Source organism: Gemmobacter aquarius (genome assembly GCF_003060865.1).
Classification (GTDB): Bacteria; Pseudomonadota; Alphaproteobacteria; order Rhodobacterales; family Rhodobacteraceae; genus Paragemmobacter; species Paragemmobacter aquarius.
Map to the genome: position 1 here is coordinate 889,860 of NZ_CP028918.1, position 18,306 is coordinate 908,165.

At 66.1% G+C, this 18,306-nt stretch carries 17 protein-coding genes; 15 read left to right on the top strand and 2 right to left on the bottom strand.

Annotated features, from left to right (window positions below; genetic code table 11):
- Window positions 1-237: 237 nt before the first annotated feature.
- Window positions 238-2,676 (top strand): ATP-dependent helicase, encoded by a 2,439-nt coding sequence (locus HYN69_RS04340; protein ID WP_108434666.1) that lies wholly within the window; start codon window positions 238-240, stop codon window positions 2,674-2,676.
- Between the two features lie 104 nt (window positions 2,677-2,780).
- On the opposite strand, the gene HYN69_RS04345 is transcribed toward HYN69_RS04340, so the two are convergent.
- A complete protein-coding gene (locus HYN69_RS04345) occupies window positions 2,781-3,929 on the bottom strand; it encodes a benzoate/H(+) symporter BenE family transporter (RefSeq protein WP_108434667.1) in 1,149 nt (382 codons plus the stop codon).
- A 631-nt stretch (window positions 3,930-4,560) separates the two neighbouring features.
- A complete protein-coding gene (locus HYN69_RS04350) occupies window positions 4,561-4,779 on the bottom strand; it encodes a DUF1127 domain-containing protein (protein ID WP_174213647.1) in 219 nt (72 codons plus the stop codon).
- A 269-nt stretch (window positions 4,780-5,048) separates the two neighbouring features.
- Here HYN69_RS04350 and HYN69_RS04355 point away from each other — a divergent pair, with 269 nt between their 5' ends.
- The 14 genes from HYN69_RS04355 to murD all read left to right on the top strand — a co-directional run bounded on the left by HYN69_RS04355 (window position 5,049) and on the right by murD (window position 18,104).
- On the top strand, window positions 5,049-6,122 hold the full coding sequence (locus tag HYN69_RS04355; protein ID WP_108434668.1) for an Mrp/NBP35 family ATP-binding protein: 1,074 nt from the start codon (window positions 5,049-5,051) through the stop codon (window positions 6,120-6,122).
- 669 nt (window positions 6,123-6,791) lie between these two features.
- Window positions 6,792-7,307, top strand: a complete 516-nt coding sequence (mraZ, locus tag HYN69_RS04365; protein ID WP_108434669.1) for a division/cell wall cluster transcriptional repressor MraZ — start codon at window positions 6,792-6,794, stop codon at window positions 7,305-7,307.
- A gap of 3 nt (window positions 7,308-7,310) precedes the next feature.
- Window positions 7,311-8,312, top strand: a complete 1,002-nt coding sequence (gene rsmH, locus HYN69_RS04370; protein WP_108434670.1) for a 16S rRNA (cytosine(1402)-N(4))-methyltransferase RsmH — start codon at window positions 7,311-7,313, stop codon at window positions 8,310-8,312.
- Window positions 8,312-8,731: a cell division protein FtsL gene (ftsL, locus tag HYN69_RS04375; protein ID WP_108434671.1), complete on the top strand. Its 420-nt coding sequence runs from the start codon at window positions 8,312-8,314 to the stop codon at window positions 8,729-8,731. Before rsmH ends, ftsL begins: the two co-directional genes overlap by 1 nt.
- On the top strand, window positions 8,728-10,515 hold the full coding sequence (locus tag HYN69_RS04380; protein WP_108434672.1) for a peptidoglycan D,D-transpeptidase FtsI family protein: 1,788 nt from the start codon (window positions 8,728-8,730) through the stop codon (window positions 10,513-10,515). Before ftsL ends, HYN69_RS04380 begins: the two co-directional genes overlap by 4 nt.
- 12 nt (window positions 10,516-10,527) lie before the next feature.
- Window positions 10,528-12,021: a UDP-N-acetylmuramoyl-L-alanyl-D-glutamate--2,6-diaminopimelate ligase gene (locus HYN69_RS04385; RefSeq protein ID WP_108434673.1), complete on the top strand. Its 1,494-nt coding sequence runs from the start codon at window positions 10,528-10,530 to the stop codon at window positions 12,019-12,021.
- Window positions 12,021-13,490, top strand: coding sequence for a UDP-N-acetylmuramoyl-tripeptide--D-alanyl-D-alanine ligase (locus HYN69_RS04390; RefSeq protein ID WP_108434674.1), 1,470 nt, complete (start codon window positions 12,021-12,023; stop codon window positions 13,488-13,490). Before HYN69_RS04385 ends, HYN69_RS04390 begins: the two co-directional genes overlap by 1 nt.
- 1 nt (window position 13,491) lies before the next feature.
- Window positions 13,492-14,574: a phospho-N-acetylmuramoyl-pentapeptide-transferase gene (gene mraY, locus HYN69_RS04395; protein WP_108434675.1), complete on the top strand. Its 1,083-nt coding sequence runs from the start codon at window positions 13,492-13,494 to the stop codon at window positions 14,572-14,574.
- Between the two features lie 74 nt (window positions 14,575-14,648).
- Window positions 14,649-15,206 (top strand): DedA family protein, encoded by a 558-nt coding sequence (locus HYN69_RS04400; protein ID WP_108434676.1) that lies wholly within the window; start codon window positions 14,649-14,651, stop codon window positions 15,204-15,206.
- 33 nt (window positions 15,207-15,239) lie between these two features.
- Window positions 15,240-15,410, top strand: a complete 171-nt coding sequence (locus HYN69_RS21135) for a hypothetical protein (protein ID WP_216824648.1) — start codon at window positions 15,240-15,242, stop codon at window positions 15,408-15,410.
- A gap of 232 nt (window positions 15,411-15,642) precedes the next feature.
- On the top strand, window positions 15,643-15,777 hold the full coding sequence (locus HYN69_RS21665; RefSeq protein WP_268902875.1) for a hypothetical protein: 135 nt from the start codon (window positions 15,643-15,645) through the stop codon (window positions 15,775-15,777).
- 178 nt (window positions 15,778-15,955) lie between these two features.
- On the top strand, window positions 15,956-16,417 hold the full coding sequence (locus HYN69_RS04405) for an SDR family NAD(P)-dependent oxidoreductase (RefSeq protein ID WP_216824649.1): 462 nt from the start codon (window positions 15,956-15,958) through the stop codon (window positions 16,415-16,417).
- Complete coding sequence (locus HYN69_RS21670) at window positions 16,399-16,626, top strand: SDR family oxidoreductase (RefSeq protein WP_216824650.1); 228 nt, start codon at window positions 16,399-16,401, stop codon at window positions 16,624-16,626. The genes HYN69_RS04405 and HYN69_RS21670 overlap by 19 nt, the downstream gene beginning before the upstream one ends.
- Before the next feature lie 74 nt (window positions 16,627-16,700).
- The gene (gene murD, locus HYN69_RS04410; RefSeq protein WP_108434677.1) at window positions 16,701-18,104 is read left to right on the top strand and encodes a UDP-N-acetylmuramoyl-L-alanine--D-glutamate ligase; all 1,404 of its coding nucleotides are present in this window, start codon (window positions 16,701-16,703) and stop codon (window positions 18,102-18,104) included.
- The last annotated feature ends 202 nt before the right edge of the window (window positions 18,105-18,306 follow it).

Sequence of the window (18,306 nt, forward strand, 5' to 3'; positions counted from 1 at the left end):
AGACTGCGTAAACTTGACGCACTGTAGGGATGCCGCAACGCAGCGCAAGGGGCGGATGCGCTATGATACGAAGGATTTGCGACAGGGCGGGTTTGTGGAAACGGACGGGCGAAGCGGCGGTTGCCGGCCATTGTGGCGGGCGGTTTGCGGGGCGGGCGGGAATCGGGGGTTGCACTTTGCGAACATTAGGGGAACATCGGGCTTTTCCTTTGGGAGCGCCCGCGCTAGGATGGCTCTATGAGCCAATTCGACGAACATGACGCTTTCGAGGCTGCGGCCGTTCCCCCGACGATCCCCCTGTCGCAACGGGCGGTGGCGGCGCGGCCTGCGCCCTATATGGACGACCTGAACCCCGCGCAGCGGGCGGCGGTCGAGGCGTTGGACGGACCCGTGCTGATGCTGGCCGGTGCGGGGACGGGCAAGACCAAGGCGCTGACGTCACGCATCGTGCATCTGATGCGGATGGGGCGGGCGCGGCCGAACGAGATCTTGGCGGTGACTTTTACCAACAAGGCCGCCCGCGAGATGAAGGAGCGGGTGGGGCGCTTGCTGGGCGAAGCGGCCGAGGGGATGCCGTGGATGGGCACCTTTCATTCGCTTTCCGTCAAGATATTGCGTCGGCATGCGGAACTGGCGGGGCTGAAGTCGAACTTTACCATTCTGGATACGGATGACCAGATCCGGTTGCTAAAGCAGTTGATCGTGGCAGCCAACATCGACGAGAAGCGATGGCCCGCGCGGATGCTGGCCGGAATGATCGACGGCTGGAAGAACCGCGCGCTGACGCCCGACCGCGTGCCTGCCGCCGAGGCGGGGGGCTACAACAACCGCGGGACCGAGATTTACGAGCAGTATCAAGAGCGGCTTCGCACGCTGAACGCGGTCGATTTCGGCGATCTGCTGCTGCATGTGGTGACGATCTTCCAGAAGCACGGCGATGTTCTGGCGCAGTATCAGCGCTGGCTGAAATACATTCTGGTGGACGAGTACCAAGACACCAATATCTGCCAGTATCTGTGGCTGCGCCTGCTGGCGCAGGGGCACCGCAACATCTGCTGCGTGGGCGATGACGACCAGTCGATCTATGGCTGGCGGGGGGCCGAGGTCGGCAACATCCTGCGGTTCGAGAAGGATTTTCCCGGCGCGGTGGTGATCAAGCTGGAGCAGAATTACCGCAGCACGCCGCATATTCTGGCCGCCGCTTCGGGGGTGATCGCGGGGAACGCGGGGCGCTTGGGCAAGACGCTGTGGACCGAGGCCGAGGTGGGCGAGAAGGTGCGGCTGATCGGCCATTGGGACGGCGACGAGGAAGCGCGCTGGACCGGTGAGGAGATCGAGGCCTTGCAGCGCGGCACGCGGGGGATGCGGAAATACGGGCCGGAGGATATGGCCATACTGGTGCGGGCCAGCCACCAGATGCGGGCGTTCGAGGACCGGTTTCTGACGATCGGGATGCCGTATCGCGTGATCGGGGGGCCTCGGTTCTATGAGCGGCAGGAAATCCGCGATGCGATGGCCTATTTCCGGCTGGCGGTTTCGCCCGAGGATGATCTGGCCTTTGAACGGGTGGTGAACCTGCCCAAGCGCGGGCTTGGCGACAAAGCGCAGGCCGATATCCAGCGCATGGCGCGGCTGTCGGGGATGAGCTTGCTTGAGGGCGCGCGCGAGTTGGTCGCATCGGGCGGGATCGGCGGCAAGGGCGCGGGGCAGTTGCGCGGCTTTGTCGAGGGGATCGACCGTTGGCACGGGCTGACGTTGCAGACGGTGCCGGTGATTGGCGATGATGATGTGATCGAAGGTGTCGCTGCCTTTGGCACGGCACCCAAGACCATGGACCATGTGCGGCTGGCCGAGACGATCCTGGAAGAATCGGGCTACACGGCCATGTGGCAGAACGACAAGACGCCCGAGGCTCCGGGGCGCCTGGAGAACCTGAAGGAACTGGTCAAGGCGCTGGAACAGTTCGACAATTTGCAGGGGTTTCTGGAACACGTCTCGCTGATCATGGAGAACGAGACGGAAGAGGCGCTGGAAAAGGTGTCGATCATGACGCTGCATGCGGCCAAGGGACTGGAGTTTCCGGTGGTGTTCCTGCCGGGCTGGGAGGACGGGCTGTTCCCGAGCCAGCGCAGCATGGACGAGAGCGGGCTGAAGGGGCTGGAGGAGGAGCGGCGGCTGGCCTATGTGGGGATCACGCGGGCCGAGGAGGTCTGCACGGTGTCTTTTGCGTCGAACCGGCGGGTTTACGGGCAGTGGCAAAGCCAATTGCCCAGTCGCTTCATCGATGAGCTGCCGCCCGCGCATGTCGAGGTGCTGACGCCGCCGGGGTTGTATGGCGGCGGATACGGGGCTGCGGCGACGTTTGGCGCTTCGGCTTTCGACGAGAGGGTGGGCAAGGCGGATGTCTACAACTCGCCCGGCTGGCGGCGGATGCAGGACCGTTCGGCGACCCGCCCCGTGGCCCAGCCGCGCGAGGCGCGGGGGGTGGTGATCGACGCGACCGCTGTTTCGGCCTTTGCCGAAGGGGACCGCGTTTTCCACCAGAAGTTCGGCTATGGTCTGGTGATCGGGATCGAGGGCGACAAGCTGGAGGTCGATTTCAGCAAGGCGGGCGTCAAGCGCGTGGTGGCGGGGTTCGTGGTGGACGCCGACGCTGTGGATGACGTGCCGTTCTGAAGGACCAAAGAAGGGGGGCTTTCCGCCCCCCTCGGCTTCGCCTCACCCCCCGAGGATATTTGGGCCAGCGTGAATGGGATTGCGGTTCACCCTTGCTCAAATACTCAAATCCGCGCCTTGAGGCGGTCGAGGCCGTAGACGAGGAGTCCCGCCAGAAGGCCCCAGAAGGCGGCACCTATGCCGAAGAAAGCGGTGCCCGAGGCGGTGGTGGCCAGCGTGATGGTGGCGGCGAATCGCTGGTCGGGGGTGGCGAAGGCGCCAGTTAGCGCGCCCATCAGCGGGCCGAGCAGGGCGAGGGCTACGAGGGCGGTCATCAGCGCGGGGGGCAGGGCCGTGAGCAGCGCGATGATGACGGGGCCGGTGAGGCCCAGTACCACCCAGACGGCGGCGTAGGCGAGGCCGACCTTCCAGCGTTGGCTGCGGTCGGGGTGGACATCATCGCCCATGCAGATCGCGGCTGTGATGGCGGCCATGTTGACGGTATGGGCGCCGAACAGCGCGGCGAGGGCCGAGATGGCTCCGGTCAGGCCGAGGGCAGAGCGGACGGGGGGAGTGTAGCCTGCGGCGCGCATGGTGGCGAAACCGGGCAGGTTTTGCGAGGCCATGGTGACGAGGTAGAGCGGCAGGCCGAGCCCGATGAGCGCGGGCCAGTGGAAGGCAGGCGCGATCACGACCGGCGCGGGGGGGATAGGCGGCAGCGGGGGCAGCGTGGCGGCGCCCGTGGCGAAGGCCAGCGCGAGGCCGAGGGCGAGGGCGGCCAGCACGGCCATGGCGGGGTTTTTCAGCCGGACCGCGAGGAAGACGGCGATCATCGGGAAGATCAGGGCGGGGGCGCTTTGCGCGGCGCCTGCGCCCTTGAGGCAGAAGGGCAGAAGGACGCCTGCGAGCATTGCGCCTGCGATGCCGTCGGGGATGCGGGCGACCAGCGCGTTGAGCGGCTTTAACGCTCCGGTCGCGGCGATGAGGAGGGCGGCGAGGAGGAAGGCGCCGACACCTTCGGACATGGTGAAGCCCGAGGAGGCGGCGATCAGGGCGGCGCCGGGGGTGCTCCACGCCAGAACGACGGGGACGCGGTGCCATGTGGAGAGGATCGCGGTGCCTGCGGCCTTGGCAAAGCAGACGGCCATGACCCAGCTTGCGGTTGCGGCCGGTGACGCGCCGAGGGCGGCGGCGGCGGCAAGCACGAGGGCGATGGTCGAGCCGTAGCCGACGAGTGCCGCGACAAGGGCTGCGGACAGAAGCGATGCACGCATGACGACCCCTTTGCTTGCAAGCGGGGCGGACTATCGGGGCTGGGCCGCGCAGGCGCAAGCCTTTGGTCCTTCTCCTTGGCGCAAATATCCTCAGGGGGGAGTCGCGGGAACCGCGACGGGGGGCGGAACGCCCCCGCCCGAGCCGGAGCGCGCAGGCGCGCAGGCGAGACAAGGGAATGCGGCGGCACGCCGCGCGATTTGGCAAAGAAAAGGGAAGGGTGCGGCGACGCCAGGGAGGAGGTTGGCAGCGCCGCCTTCACGATCGGCCCCGGGAGGAGGAGGGGCCGCTCGGTCCGTTTGGCCTGCGCTGTGCGCTGGCCTGAGAGGGTCGCGGCGGACGCGGGGAGGAGGTCGCGCCCGCCGCTTTCACGATCAGCCCAGGGAGGAGGAAGGGGCCTTTCGGTTCGGTTTGGCCCTGTGTGCGGGCCGTAAAGGGTCGCGGCGGTTGCAGGGAGGAGGTTGCAGCCGCCGCTTTCACGATCGGCCCCAGGGAGGAGGAGGGGGCCTTTCGGTTCGTCTCCGCCGGGGCATCAGCCTTGGGGCGGTATAAAGTGCGGCGACGTCAGGGAGGAGGAGGACGCCGCCGCTTTTGCTATGGACCCCGGGAGGAGGTGGGGTCGAGCAAAGGCCCTTACTTGCCGTAGGCCGCTTCGCGGGCCACGGTTTCGATGTCATAGCGCGACAGGCCCAGATCGGCGAGTTCGCGGTTGGTCAGGACGTTCAGCTCGCGCACGGTCTGGTTATAGACGGCGCGGCGGGCGATCATCGTTTTGACCTGGGCCAGAAGGCCGGAAAAACGGTCTGCCAGCGTCACGTTGGCGGCACGGGAGGTAAGGTTTACATAAGCCATTTCATCAGCCTCAGTTTGCGGTTCCATTGAACGACGTTCTTGGTTGCGTCGCTGTTCGGGGTAACATGGGGCAAATGCTGCAGTTGCACAATGGAGCACGGCCGCAATGCTGCCATGCAGCAAGTGCATGGCTGGGGCGCATAAAAATGTCATGATTAACAAGGGTATCGCTGAAAATATATGCGTTTGGCGAAGGCTGACTTGCACTTTCCGCCCAAGATGCGGACTTAGGCACGGTAACGTTCACACATCCGACCCCGAGGTGGCCCATGACCCTGACCCGTGACGACATCCTGCGCCAGCTTTCGGGCGTTGCCTTGCCCGGTGGTGGCGATCTTGTGTCGCGCGATCTGATTCGTGCCGTGGGAATCGACGGCGGCACGGTGCGGTTCGTCATCGAGGCTGCGACGCCCGAGGAGGCGCGCGTGCTGGCACCCTATCAGGCCGAGGCCGAGGCGGCGGTCAAGCGTCTGGCCGGGGTCGATGCGGTGCAGGTGGTGCTGACGGCGCATGGTCCGGCGGCAAAGCCCGCCGCGCCCAGTTTGAAGATCGGCCAGCATCCCACGCCGCAGGCGGGCGGGCCGCAAAAGGTTTCGGGTGTGGACCGGATCATCGTGGTGGCCAGCGGCAAGGGCGGGGTGGGCAAATCGACGGTGTCGTCGAACCTTGCGGTGGCTTTGGCGCGGCAGGGGCGGAAGGTGGGGCTGCTGGATGCCGATATATATGGTCCTAGCCAGCCGCGCATGATGGGGGTGAACCGCCGCCCTGCCAGCCCTGATGGCAAGATCATCGAGCCTATCGTCGCGCATGGGGTCACCATGATGTCGATCGGGCTGATGCTGAAAGAGGACGAGGCGGTGATCTGGCGCGGGCCGATGATCATGGGGGCGTTGCAGCAGTTGTTGACGCAGGTGGCCTGGGGCAAGCTTGACGTGCTGATCGTCGATTTGCCGCCGGGGACGGGGGATATCCAGTTGACGCTGTGCCAGCGGACGCAGTTGACGGGGGCGATCGTGGTTTCTACGCCGCAGGATGTGGCGCTGCTCGATGCGCGGAAGGCTTTGGATATGTTCCAGAAGCTGAAGACGCCGGTGCTGGGGCTGGTCGAGAACATGTCGACCTATATCTGCCCCAACTGCGGGCACGAGGCGCATATCTTCGGCCATGGCGGGGTGGCCGAGGAGGCGCGCAAGCTGGACCTGCCGTTCCTTGGGGAATTGCCGCTGTCTCTGGACGTGCGGGTCGCCGGTGATGCCGGAACGCCCATCGCGGCGGGCGAAGGGCCGATGGCTGACGCCTATGCGCGGTTGGCGCACCGGCTGGTTGCGGGCGGGATGGCCTGACCGGGTGGCCCGTAGGGTGGGTGCTTTGCACCCACCTTCGGGGCGGCGATCACGGCGAATCACTTTGACGGGAAAAGGTGGGAAATCCGGGGCGCTGCCCCGGATTTTTGCGTTCCCGGGTCTGGAGTGGCTACCTTTGGCAGGTTTTCCCGGCCTCCAAAGGGATGGGTAAAAGAATATTGGGATAATATGGGATCGAAAGGTCACCTGTCGCAATCACAAGATATTGTGTGCATGGCGGGCTGCGCTTCCATATCTGTGCGGCCACATGGGTCTTGGTTGGTCGGGCGTTGTTTGAGAGGGTGCCTCTCTATTGGTTTGCGGAGGGTTGACCCAAAAATTTCCGTTGCTTCCCACGATTTCCCATGGCATCCCTTGGTCATTCGATGACGGCGTGACAAACAAAGCTGGGGCGGCTTCAAGACCCCGAACAGGCGATAGTCAGGCTCATACAGGCACCCGCTTTCATCGAACCAAAAGAGATCCGGCGCGCGAGCGAGCAGACATCTCCCCCAGGTGGCACGCGTAGCTGGACGCCCAGCGATGGGACAGGCGGCGGATCGAGCAGTGGCAGCAGCTCGGTCCGCCGTTCCCGTTTCTTGCCCCCGTATCGGGGTCAGGACGGGGCGAGAATCTTCACCGCTGCCATGTAGAGGGAACGGACGAGCGATGTCCGAGGCGTTCAGAGGCGAGTTCACCCAAAGGGTGGATGGCAAGGCGCGGGTCTCGATCCCGGCAGCCTTTCGCCGTGTCCTCGAGGCTGGCGATCCCGAAGGCCCCCGCAAGCGCATTGTCATGGTTTACGGCGACACGCGGCGCAAATACACAGAATGTTACACAATGGCGGGCGCGGCTGCGCTGGAGGCGAAGATCAAACTTCTGCCGCTGGGGTCGGACCGCCGCCGCATCCTCGAGCGCAACATGATCACGCTGTCGGTCACGGTCGAGATCGATGACGACGGGCGGATCGTGCTGCCGCCCAAGGTGCGCGAGAAGGTCGGGATCACGCCTGACGATGTGACCAAGGGTGCCGAGGCGGTGTTTGCCGGTGCGCTGGATACGTTCCAGATCTGGAAGTCGGACGTTTACGATGCCGAGATCCTGCGGGCTGCCGAGGAAGATATGGCAAGCCTGCCCGAAGGCGTGGATATCCTGTCGCTGCTGAGCGACGACGCAGGGGTCTGAGCCTTGGCCCCCAGCGATCAGAGTACCGGTCGCGCCCCCCATGTTCCGGTGCTGTTGCGGCCTTTGCTGGCCGCTGTTGCGCCCGTGGCGGGCATCTGGCTGGACGGCACCTTTGGCGCGGGCGGTTATGCGCGGGGCTTGCTGGAGGCCGGGGCCGAACGGGTGATCGGGGTGGACCGTGACCCGTTGGCGTTGCAGATGGCGGCTGCTTGGGCGGGGGAATATGGCGACCGGCTGGCGCTGGTCGCGGGCGAGTTTTCCGCGTTGGACGTGCATGCGGGCGTGCCCTTGGACGGGGTGGTGCTGGACCTTGGCGTGTCGTCGATGCAGCTTGACCAAGCGGAGCGGGGGTTTTCGTTCCAGAAGGACGGGCCGCTCGACATGCGGATGAGCCAGTCGGGCGAGAGTGCCGCCGATCTGGTCAATGGCGCCTCGGAAGAGGTGATCGCCGATATCCTGTATCATTACGGCGAGGAGCGGGCGTCGCGGCGCATCGCGCGGGCGATTGTCGCGCAGCGCGAGGTGGAGCCGATCACCACCACGCTGCGCTTGGCCGAGATCGTGTCGAAATGCCTGCCGCGGCCGAAACCGGGGCAAAGCCATCCGGCAACGCGGAGTTTTCAGGCGATACGGATCGCGGTGAATACGGAATTCGACCAGTTGGCCGAGGGGTTGGCTGCGGCCGAGCGGGCGTTGAAACCCGGCGGGATGCTGGCGGTGGTGACGTTCCATTCGCTGGAGGACCGGATCGTGAAGCGGTACTTGCAGCTTGCCAGCGGGGCCGAGGCCAACACCAACCGCTACGTGCCCGCGCGGGCCGAGGTGACGGCGCGGTTCGAGTTGGTGACGAAAAAGGCCGTGGGGCCGGATGCGGAGGAGCTTGAGGCGAATCCGAGATCGCGCAGTGCCAAGTTGCGGGTGGCGCGGCGGACGTCTGTGCCTGCCGCACGGATCGACGGGGCGGCACTTGGCTTGCCGGAATTCAAGAAGAAAGGACGCCGCTGATGCGCCCTGTGCTTTACGTGCTGAGCTTTGTCGCCGTGATGGGTCTGGCATTCTGGGCATACCGCGAGAATTACGCCACGCAGCACCAGTTGAAGGACATGGCGCGGCTGCAGGACGAGATCGCGTCCTTGCGCGAGGCGCTGGTGTTGCAGCGGGCGGAATGGGCCTATCTGAACCGGCCCGAGCGGCTGCGTGACCTTGCCACGGCGAATTTTGACCGGCTGGGGCTGTTGCCGCTGGAGCCCACGCAATTCGGGGCGGCGGCGGAAGTGACCTATCCGATGACCGCTCCGCTTCCCGAGGTCGGGGCGGACGGACTGCCCGTGATAACCGATCCGGTCGAGGTGTCGGGGCAGGTGTCGGTTAATCCTGACGGCGAGGGCATCGCCACGAAACCGGAGGATAAGGAGTTTCCGTGATCCGCACGCCGCTTCGCCCGCTTGCCCGAATCCTGTCGGCCCGCCAGAAGGGCGAGAACCCCGACAGCATCGAACGAGAAAACCTGCGCCTGCGGCACGAGGCGATCCGCGACAAGAGCCGGATGCGGGCCGAGGGGCGGTTGCTGATTCTCGGGCTCGGGTTTCTGGCGGCCTTTTCGACCATCGGGGCGCGGATGGGGCTTTTGGCCGCGACCGAGCCGATGGAGCCGAGGGCAGCGGCGTTAGGCACCGCGATCACCGCCCAGCGGGCCGATATCACCGATCGCAACGGCCGGATACTGGCGACCAACATGCAGACCTATGCGCTTTACGCGCAGCCCAAGGACATGGTCGATCCGGCCCGCGTGTCCAAGGAATTGGCGGCGATCTTTCCCGAGATCGAGCCTGTCGCACTGGAGCGGCGGTTGACGGACGGACGGTCTTTCCTGTGGATCAGGAAGGTGATGAGCCCCGAGCAGATGCAGAAGGTGCATGAAATCGGCGATCCGGGGCTGTTGTTTGGGCCGCGCGAGATGCGCTTGTATCCCAACGGGACGTTGGCCGCGCATGTGCTGGGCGGCGCGAGTTTCGGGGCCGAGGGCGTGCAATCGGCCGAAGTGATCGGCACGGCGGGGATCGAGAAGGCGCTGGATGTGCGCTTGCGCGACCCCGCGCAGGCGGGCACGCCGTTGCAGCTTTCGATCGATCTGACCTTGCAGGCGGCGATCGAGGAAATCCTCGGGACCGGGATGAACATGCTGAACGCCAAGGGCGCGGCGGCGATCCTGATGGATGTGCATACGGGCGAGATCCTGTCGCTGGCGAGTTTGCCTGCGTTCGATCCGAACGACCGGCCCAATCCGCTGGTAAAGGGGGATGCGGGGGATAGCCCGCTGTTCAACCGTGCGGTGCAGGGGGTTTACGAGCTTGGCTCGACCTTCAAGATTTTTACCGTGGCCAATGCGATGAACCTGGGGCTTGTGACGCCCGAGACGCTGATCGATGCCAATGCGCCGATGCGGGTGGGGCGGTTCCTGATCAAGGAGTTCCGCAATCACAATTACGGACCGCAGCTGTCGGTCGAGCAGGTGATCGTGAAATCGTCGAACGTGGGGACGGCCAATCTGGCGATGATCGTCGGGGCCGAGCGGCAGGCGGCGTTCATGAAGGCCCTGGGGCTGTTCGATCCGACGCCGGTGGAACTGGTCGAGGCGCCGGGGGCCAGGCCCATCGTGCCGAAGAAATGGCCCGAGATCACGGTGATGACGACAAGCTACGGGCATGGCATCGCGGCGAGCCCGATGCATCTGGCGGCGGCCTATGCGACGATTGCCAATGGCGGGGTGAAGGTGACGCCGACGCTGCTGCATGGCGGCGTGCCGCAGAACGGGCCGCGCATCATGAGCGAGCAGGTCGCGCATGATGCGATCCGGATGTTGCGCGGTGTGGTTTCCGAAGGCACCGCCACGCTGGCCGATGTGCCGGGCTATCAGGTGGCGGGCAAGACGGGGACGGCGGAAAAGCCGAACAAGGCGGGCGGTTACGACACGGACAAGGTGGTGAACACCTTTGCCAGCATGTTCCCGGCGGACAACCCGAAATACGTGCTGGTGGTGACGCTGGACGAGCCTGTCGAGACGACGGGGCCGACGCCGCGCCGCACCGCGGGCTGGACGGCGGTTCCTGTCGCAGCCGAGGTGATCCGGCGGGTCGCGCCCTTGCTCGGGATGCGCCCCGTGGTTGAACCTGCCCCCGTGGATGAGCTAACAGCCGTCTCGAACTGAGGGAGACGGGCAATGGCGGGATCGGTCGAGACGGGACGGGGGCGGCTGTCGGCGCTTGGGCTTTCGGGGCGGGGCGGGCGCGATCCGGTTTTGACGGGGATCACGGCGGACAGTCGGGCGGTGCGGGCGGGAATGCTGTTTGCGGCCTTGCCCGGGGTGGCGGCGCATGGCGCGGCTTTCGTGGAGCAGGCTTTGGCGGCTGGGGCGGCGGCGGTGTTGACCGATGCCGAAGGGGCGAAGATTTGCGCCGGTGTCATGGCGGGGTCGGAGGCGGCTTTGGTCGTGGCCGAAGACCCGCGTGCGGCTTTGGCGGGCGCTGCGGCGCTGTGGTTCGGGGCGCAGCCCGAGGTGATGGTTGCGGTGACCGGGACCAACGGCAAGACATCCGTCGCGACCTTTGCGCGGCAGATCTGGATGGCGCTGGGCCATGCTGCCATCAATATCGGCACCACGGGTGTCGAGGGGGCATGGGCCGCGCCGTCGAGCCATACGACGCCGGATGCGATCACGCTGCACCGGATGCTTTCGCAGGCGGCGGTTGCGGGGGTAAGCCATGCGGCGATGGAGGCATCATCCCACGGGTTGGACCAGCGGCGGCTGGACGGGGTGCGGCTGGCGGCTGCGGGGTTCACCAATTTCACGCAGGACCATCTGGATTATCACGGTACGATGGAGGCCTATTTCGCGGCCAAGATGGCGCTGTTTGACCGTGTGTTGCCCGGCGACGGGGTGGCGGTGGTCAATCTGAACGATGCCTACGGCGCGCGGGTGGCCGAAATTGCGCGGGCGCGCGGGTGCCGTGTGCTGACCGTGGGCCATGGTGCGGGCTGTGACCTGCGCTTGCTGGGGCAGCGCTATGATGCGACGGGGCAAGAGGTGCGGTTTTCGTGGGGCGGGCAGCCCTATCAGGTGCGGCTGGGTCTGATCGGGGGGTTTCAGGCCGAGAACGTGGCGCTGGCGGCGGGGCTGGTGATCGGCGCGGGCGAGGATGCGGGGACGGTGTTTCGCGCCTTGCCGGAGCTGACAGGCGTGCGCGGGCGGATGCAACTTGCTGCGACGCGGACGAATGGGGCTGCGGTTTTCGTCGATTACGCGCATACGCCCGATGCGATTGCGACGGCTTTGAAGGCCTTGCGCCCGCATGTGATGGGGCGGCTGGTGGTGGTGTTCGGCGCGGGGGGAGACCGTGACCGGACGAAGCGCCCCTTGATGGGGGCTGCGGCGGCTGAACATGCGGATGTCGTGTTTGTGACGGATGACAACCCGAGATCCGAGGTGCCGGCGGCCATTCGTGCAGAAATATTGCAAGCCTGCCCCGAGGCGACCGAGGTGGGCGACCGCGCCGAGGCGATCTTGCGCGGGGTCGATGCGCTGGGGCCGGGGGATGCCTTGCTGATTGCGGGCAAGGGGCACGAGACGGGGCAGACCATCGGGGGGCAGGTGTTTCCCTTTGACGATGTGGAACAGGCGAGCATTGCGGTTGCCGCGCTCGACGGGGTGATCTGATGGCTCAAGGAAACAAACCCCTTTGGACAAGGGACGAGGCGGTTGCCGCGACGGGCGGCGTCTGTGCTGCCGATTGGGCGGCGGATGGGGTTTCCATCGACACGCGGACGATTGCGGCGGGTGATCTGTTCGTGGCGTTGAAGGACGTGCGCGACGGGCATGATTTCGTGGCGCAGGCGCTGGCCAAGGGGGCGGCTGCCGCTTTGGTGAGCCGTGTGCCCGAGGGCGTGCCTGCGGATGCGCCGCTTTTGGTGGTGCCCGATGTGCTGGCGGCCTTGGAGCGGTTGGGTGTTGCTGCGCGGGCGCGGACACGGGCGCGGGTCGTGGGGGTGACGGGATCGGTCGGCAAAACCTCGACCAAGGAGATGCTGCGGGCAATCTTGGGCGGGCAGGGGCGGGTTCATGCCGCCGAGGCGAGCTATAACAACCATTGGGGCGTGCCGCTGACGCTGGCGCGCATGCCTGCGGATGCCGATTTCGCGGTGATCGAGATCGGGATGAACCATCCCGGCGAGATCGCGCCACTTGCCCGCATGGCGCGGCTGGATGTGGCGATGGTGACGACCGTGGCGCCCGCGCATCTGGAGGCTTTCGAGAGTGTCGAGGGGATCGCGCAGGAGAAGGCGTCGATCATGGACGGGCTGGTTTCGGGCGGCGTGGCCGTGCTGAACGCCGATGTGGCGACAAGCGGCATATTGCGGGCGCGGGCAGATGCGGCGGGGGCGCGTGCGGTGATGTTCGGGGCCGATGCGGGGGCCGACTGGCGCCTGCAATCGGTCACGATCCGTGACGAGGCGACCGTGGTTCAGGCGGTGCGGAACGGTGCGCCGCTGCTGTTCAAGGTGCTGTCGCCGGGGCGGCATTTCGCGGCCAATGCGCTGGGGGCGCTGGCGGTGGCGGAAGCCATGGGCTGTGACGCTGCGATTGCGGCCTGCGATATCGGGCGCTGGTCGCCCCCCACGGGGCGCGGCACGCGCGAGCGGATCGAGATGGACCCGCTGGAGGACCGTGGCTTCGACCTGATCGACGATGCCTTCAACGCCAATCCGGCGAGCATGGCGGCGGCGCTCGATCTGTTGATCGGGGCGGTGCCCGAAAACGGTGTGGGCCGTGTGGCCAAGGGGCGGCGGATCGCCATTTTGGGCGACATGCTGGAACTGGGGCCGACGGAAAGTGCGCTGCATGCGGCGATTGCTGCCCATCCGGGGCTGGAGGCGGTGGACCGTATCCATTGCGTGGGGCCAAGGATGCAGGCGCTGTGGCAGGCGCTGCCACGGGCGCAGCGTGGCGAATGGGCACTGACGGCGACCGAGTTGCTGCCACGGGTGCGCGGGCTGATCGATCCGGGGGATGTGATCCTTGTGAAAGGATCGAAAGGCATAAAGGTCAGCGCAATCGTTGACGCCTTGCGCAAATTGGGGCAGTCGGGCCCGACGAAAGCCGCGACAAAGCACATGGGGACAGAGTGACATGTTTTACTGGCTGACCGCCTTTTCGGACGGGGGCGACGTGTTCAACCTGTTCCGCTACATCACATTCCGCGCGGGGGCTGCTTTCGTCACCGCGCTGGTCTTCGGTTTCGTCTTCGGGCGGCCCTTGATCGACCTTTTGCGCCGCAAGCAGAAGAAGGGTCAGCCGATCCGCGAGGATGGCCCGCAGACGCATTTCGTCAAGGCGGGAACCCCGACGATGGGGGGGCTTCTGATCCTGTCGGCGCTCGTCGTGTCGACCCTGCTCTGGGCGCGGCTGGACAACCCCTATGTCTGGATCGTGCTGCTGGTGACGCTGGCATTCGGACTGATCGGCTTTGCCGATGACTATGCCAAGGTGACCAAGCAGAACACCAAGGGCGTGTCGGGCAAGGTTCGTTTTGGCGCCGGGTTGGCTATCGCGGCGCTGGCGAGTTTTGCGGCGGCGAGTTTCCATCCGGCGGAATTGACCAACCAGTTGGCGCTGCCGTTCTTCAAGGATGCGCTGATCAACCTTGGCATCCTGTTCGTGCCCTTTGGCATGATCGTGATCGTGGGGGCGGCCAATGCGGTGAACCTGACGGACGGTCTGGACGGGCTGGCGATCATGCCCGTGATGATCGCGGCGGGGACGTTGGGGGTGATTTCCTATGTGGTGGGCAACTACAATTTCACCGAATATCTGGGCGTGCATTTCGTGCCCGGTACGGGGGAGTTGCTGATCTTTGCCGCGGCCCTGTTCGGCGGGGGCTTGGGGTTCTTGTGGTATAACGCGCCGCCTGCTGCCGTGTTTATGGGGGATACCGGGTCGCTGGCGTTGGGCGGGGCACTGGGGGCGATTGCGGTCTGCACCAAGCACGAGATCGTGCTGGCCATCGTGGGCGGGCTGTTCGTGGTCGAGGCGCTGTCGGTCATCATACAGGTGCTTTACTTCAAGCGCACGGGGCGGCGGGTGTTCCTGATGGCGCCGATCCACCACCACTTTGAAAAGAAGGGCTGGGCCGAGCCGCAGATCGTGATCCGGTTCTGGATCATCTCGCTCATTCTGGCGCTGGCAGGCTTGGCAACGCTGAAGGTGCGCTGAGGCGCGCGGGGAAGGTTTCGGGGCCGGACTGCCGGAGGGCGGTCCGGCTTCGTGTTTGAGGGGATGGGAAAGCCATGACGATGGAAGCGCTGATCGCGGCCTGGGGGCTGCCTGCGCTGACGCTGGGGTCGCTGTTCGAGGGCGACGCTGTGGCCTTTATCGGCGGGCTGATGGCGCATCGCGGGCTGATTTCGGCCGTGGGCGCCTGGGCTGCGGTGACGGTGGGGGCAATGGGAGTGGACAACGTGCTGTTCCATCTGGGGCGCCATTCGGGGCGGGTGCCTTTGGTGGCGCGGCTTTTGCGCAACCCGGTCGCGGTGCGGGTGACGGCTGCGGCTGCGGCGCATCCGGTGAAGATCATCCTCGGGTTCCGCTTCGTCTGGGGGACACGGACCTTTACGCCGCCGGTGCTGGGCGCGGCGGGGGTGAACGGGCTTTTGTTCCTTGCGCTGGACGCGGTTTCGGTGTCGCTTTGGGCGGCGCTTTACGTCGGCCTCGGCTTCGGGTTGGGGTTGACGGTCGAGCGGCTTTGGGGCGCGCTGAGCTGGGGGCAGCATGTGGCGCTGTCGGTCGGGGCGGGCGTGCTGCTGGCGGGCGGGCTTTACGCGCTGTGGCGGCGGCGGGCGCGGTAGCGGAATTTTGCAGAAAAATTCCGCGCAAATTTCTTGAGGAAGAAATTTGGGTTGCGCCTGTGCCAAATGGCGCAAGGAACGGTCCGGCGGGTGGTCGCGTCTGGTATGTGCCAAAGGAATGACGCACTGACGCGGCCTTTGCATCCGACCGTGCTGGTGACGGGTGGCAGCCGTGGCATCGGTCTTGCGATCTGCATCGCATGAGCCGTTCGTGAGTGAGTGATCATCCGCGCGCGATGTCGAGGGTTCACCATGGCTTGGGCCATGACGCTGGACAACGGCTTGGGGGATCGTTTCCCGAAGGAAGTTTTTCACGGCGGAATAGAGCGACCCAGACGCGTCGGGACAGGCGGACTACAAGAACTTTCTAGTTTCTGCGCGGCGCGGCGTCCGAGAGTTTTTCAGACACCGCTTTTGACGCCAAGGTGATCGGTGCATGACATCTCTGGCGGAGCGAAAGCTGCTTACCATCGGTCATTTTCTGTCCGGCACGCTCTGGTCGCGGATCGATGCGGCAAAGCTGCGACTTCCCAAATCGCGCAGGATCGAAGTCTTGCGCCAGGGGTTTTAGGTGTTTACTCCCGCAGTTTGAGGGTGCCTGAGGTGCGCTTGGGCCGGAATGAACGAGCGTGGCGTCTTGCCGGGGCCAGTGAATTTTCTGCGAAAATTCAGGCCCAAGGGTTTGGCTGCGGGATTTGGCGGCTGTCGGGGAGGGTATCGGGAATGGTCTGGTCGGGAGAGTTCGGAACATGACGCGGCCTTTGCATCCGACGGCGCTGGTGACGGGTGGCAACCGTGGCATAGGGCTTGCGATCTGCAAGGCGCTGGTGGCGCGGGGGTGCCGTGTCACGCTTGGCGCGCGGGACGAGGAGCGCGGGCGCAGGGCGGCGGCCGAGGCGGGTTGTGCCTATGCGCGGCTGGATCTTGCTGACCCCGATACATGCTTTGACGCCGTAGTGCAGGCAGGCGGGTTCGACATTCTGGTCAACAATGCGGGGGTTCTGAACGAGGTGTCGCTTTTGTCGCCGAAGTCGGATTTTGCGGAAGCCATGGAGGTGATGGTGCAGGCGCCGCTCGATCTGATCCGGCTGAACCTGCCGCATTGGCGCGAGACGGGTTGGGGCCGGATCGTCAACCTGTCGTCGGGGCTGGGTGCCCATGCCGAGGGGTTGGGGGGCCGGGCGCTTACGGGGTGGCCAAGGCGGCGCTGAACGCGCTGACGCGGGCGCTGCCGCGCGATCTGCCCAAGGGGGTGAAGGTGAACGCCTGTTGTCCGGGCTGGGTTGCCACGCGGATGGGCGGGGCGGGTGCGCCTTTGACGGTGGAGGAAGGTGCGGATACGCCGGTGTGGCTGGCGCTGCTGCCCGAGGACGGGCCGACGGGCGGGTTCTTCCGCCAGCGCCAGCCGATTGGCTGGTAGGGGCGGATGGTTGGGGCTATTCGGGCGGGGCGGGATCGCCTATCCGCTTGGTCAGGGTTTCGGGGGGCTGCGGGATGATACCGGTTCGGGGATATGCGGGGGCGAAGGTGGCGGTGCTGGGTTTGGGCCGGTCGGGTCTGGCCACGGCGCGGGCGCTGGTTGCGGGCGGGGCCGAGGCGTTGCTTTGGGATGACAGCCCCGAGGCGCGGGCAGCGGCCGAGGCCGAGGGTTTTGTGCTGACCGATCTGGGCCGCGCCGGCGCGCTGGAGGGCGTGGTGGTGCTGGTCACGTCTCCGGGTATTCCGCATCTTTACCCCGCGCCGCATCGCATCATCAGGGCGGCGATGGAGGCGGGCGTGCCGGTCGACAATGACATCGGGTTGTTCTTCCGCAGTTTCGCCGCCGAGGATTGGGACGGGTTCGACGTGACGCCGCGTGTCATCGCGGTGACGGGGTCGAACGGGAAATCGACCACCACCGCGCTGATCGCGCATATTCTGGCCGAGGCGGGGCGACCCGTGCAAATGGCGGGCAATATCGGGCGCGGGGTTCTCGACATCGATCCTGCGGTGGATGGCGAGGTGGTGGTGCTGGAGTTGTCGTCCTATCAGACGGAACTCGCGCGGGCGCTGACGCCGGATGTGGCGGTGTTCACCAACCTGTCGCCCGACCACCTTGATCGCCACAACGGGATGGGCGGCTATTTCGCGGCCAAGCGGCGGCTTTTTGCCGAGGGCGGGCCGGACCGTGCGGTGATCGGGGTCGACGAGGTGGAGGGCGTGTTTCTGGCGGGGCAGCTTGCCGAGGGGGCTGCGGATGACCGCGTGATCCGCATCTCGTCGGGGCAGAAGCTGGACGGGTTCGGCTGGTCGGTCTTTGCGCGCAAGGGGTTTCTGGCGGAATGGCGCAAGGGGCGGCAGGTGGCGTCGATCGACCTGCGCGAGGTGGCGGGCCTGCCGGGCGCGCATAACCACCAGAATGCCTGTGCCGCCTATGCCGCTTGCCGGACGCTGGGTTTGGCCCCGCGCGAGATCGAGGCGGGTTTGCGCAGTTTTGCAGGGCTGCCGCACCGGAGCCAGCTGGTGGGCGAACGTGGCGGGGTGCGGTTCGTGAACGACAGCAAGGCGACGAACGTGGATTCGGCGGCCAAGGCCTTGCAGGCATTTGCGCGCATCCGCTGGATTGCGGGGGGTATGGGCAAGGAGGGCGGGATCGCGGCCTTGCAGCCCTTGCTCGGGTCGGTGGCGAAGGCCTATCTGATCGGTCATTCGGCGCGGGATTTCGCGCTGCAACTGGGCGACACGCCGTACGAGATTTGCGAGACGATGGCGCGGGCGGTCGAGCGGGCGGCCGCCGAGGCCGAGGCGGGGGATGTGGTGCTGCTGGCCCCTGCCGCGGCGAGTTTCGACCAGTATCCGAATTTCGAAAAGCGCGGCGAGGATTTCACCGCGCGGGTTCAGGCCCTAGCTATCGCGTGACCGTGGCTGGCGCCGGGGAGGGTTTTCCACCCTCCCCGGACCCCTCCCGAGGATATTTGAGCGAGTGTGAAAGAGACACCGGGTTGTCAGCCGTGACGGGTGCGTCGGGCTGACTGCGTTCTTTCCATTCACGCTGGCCCAAATATCCTCGGGGGAGGGGGAGGGGTCGGGGGAGGGGCAGAAGGGCCCCTCCCCGGGGCGG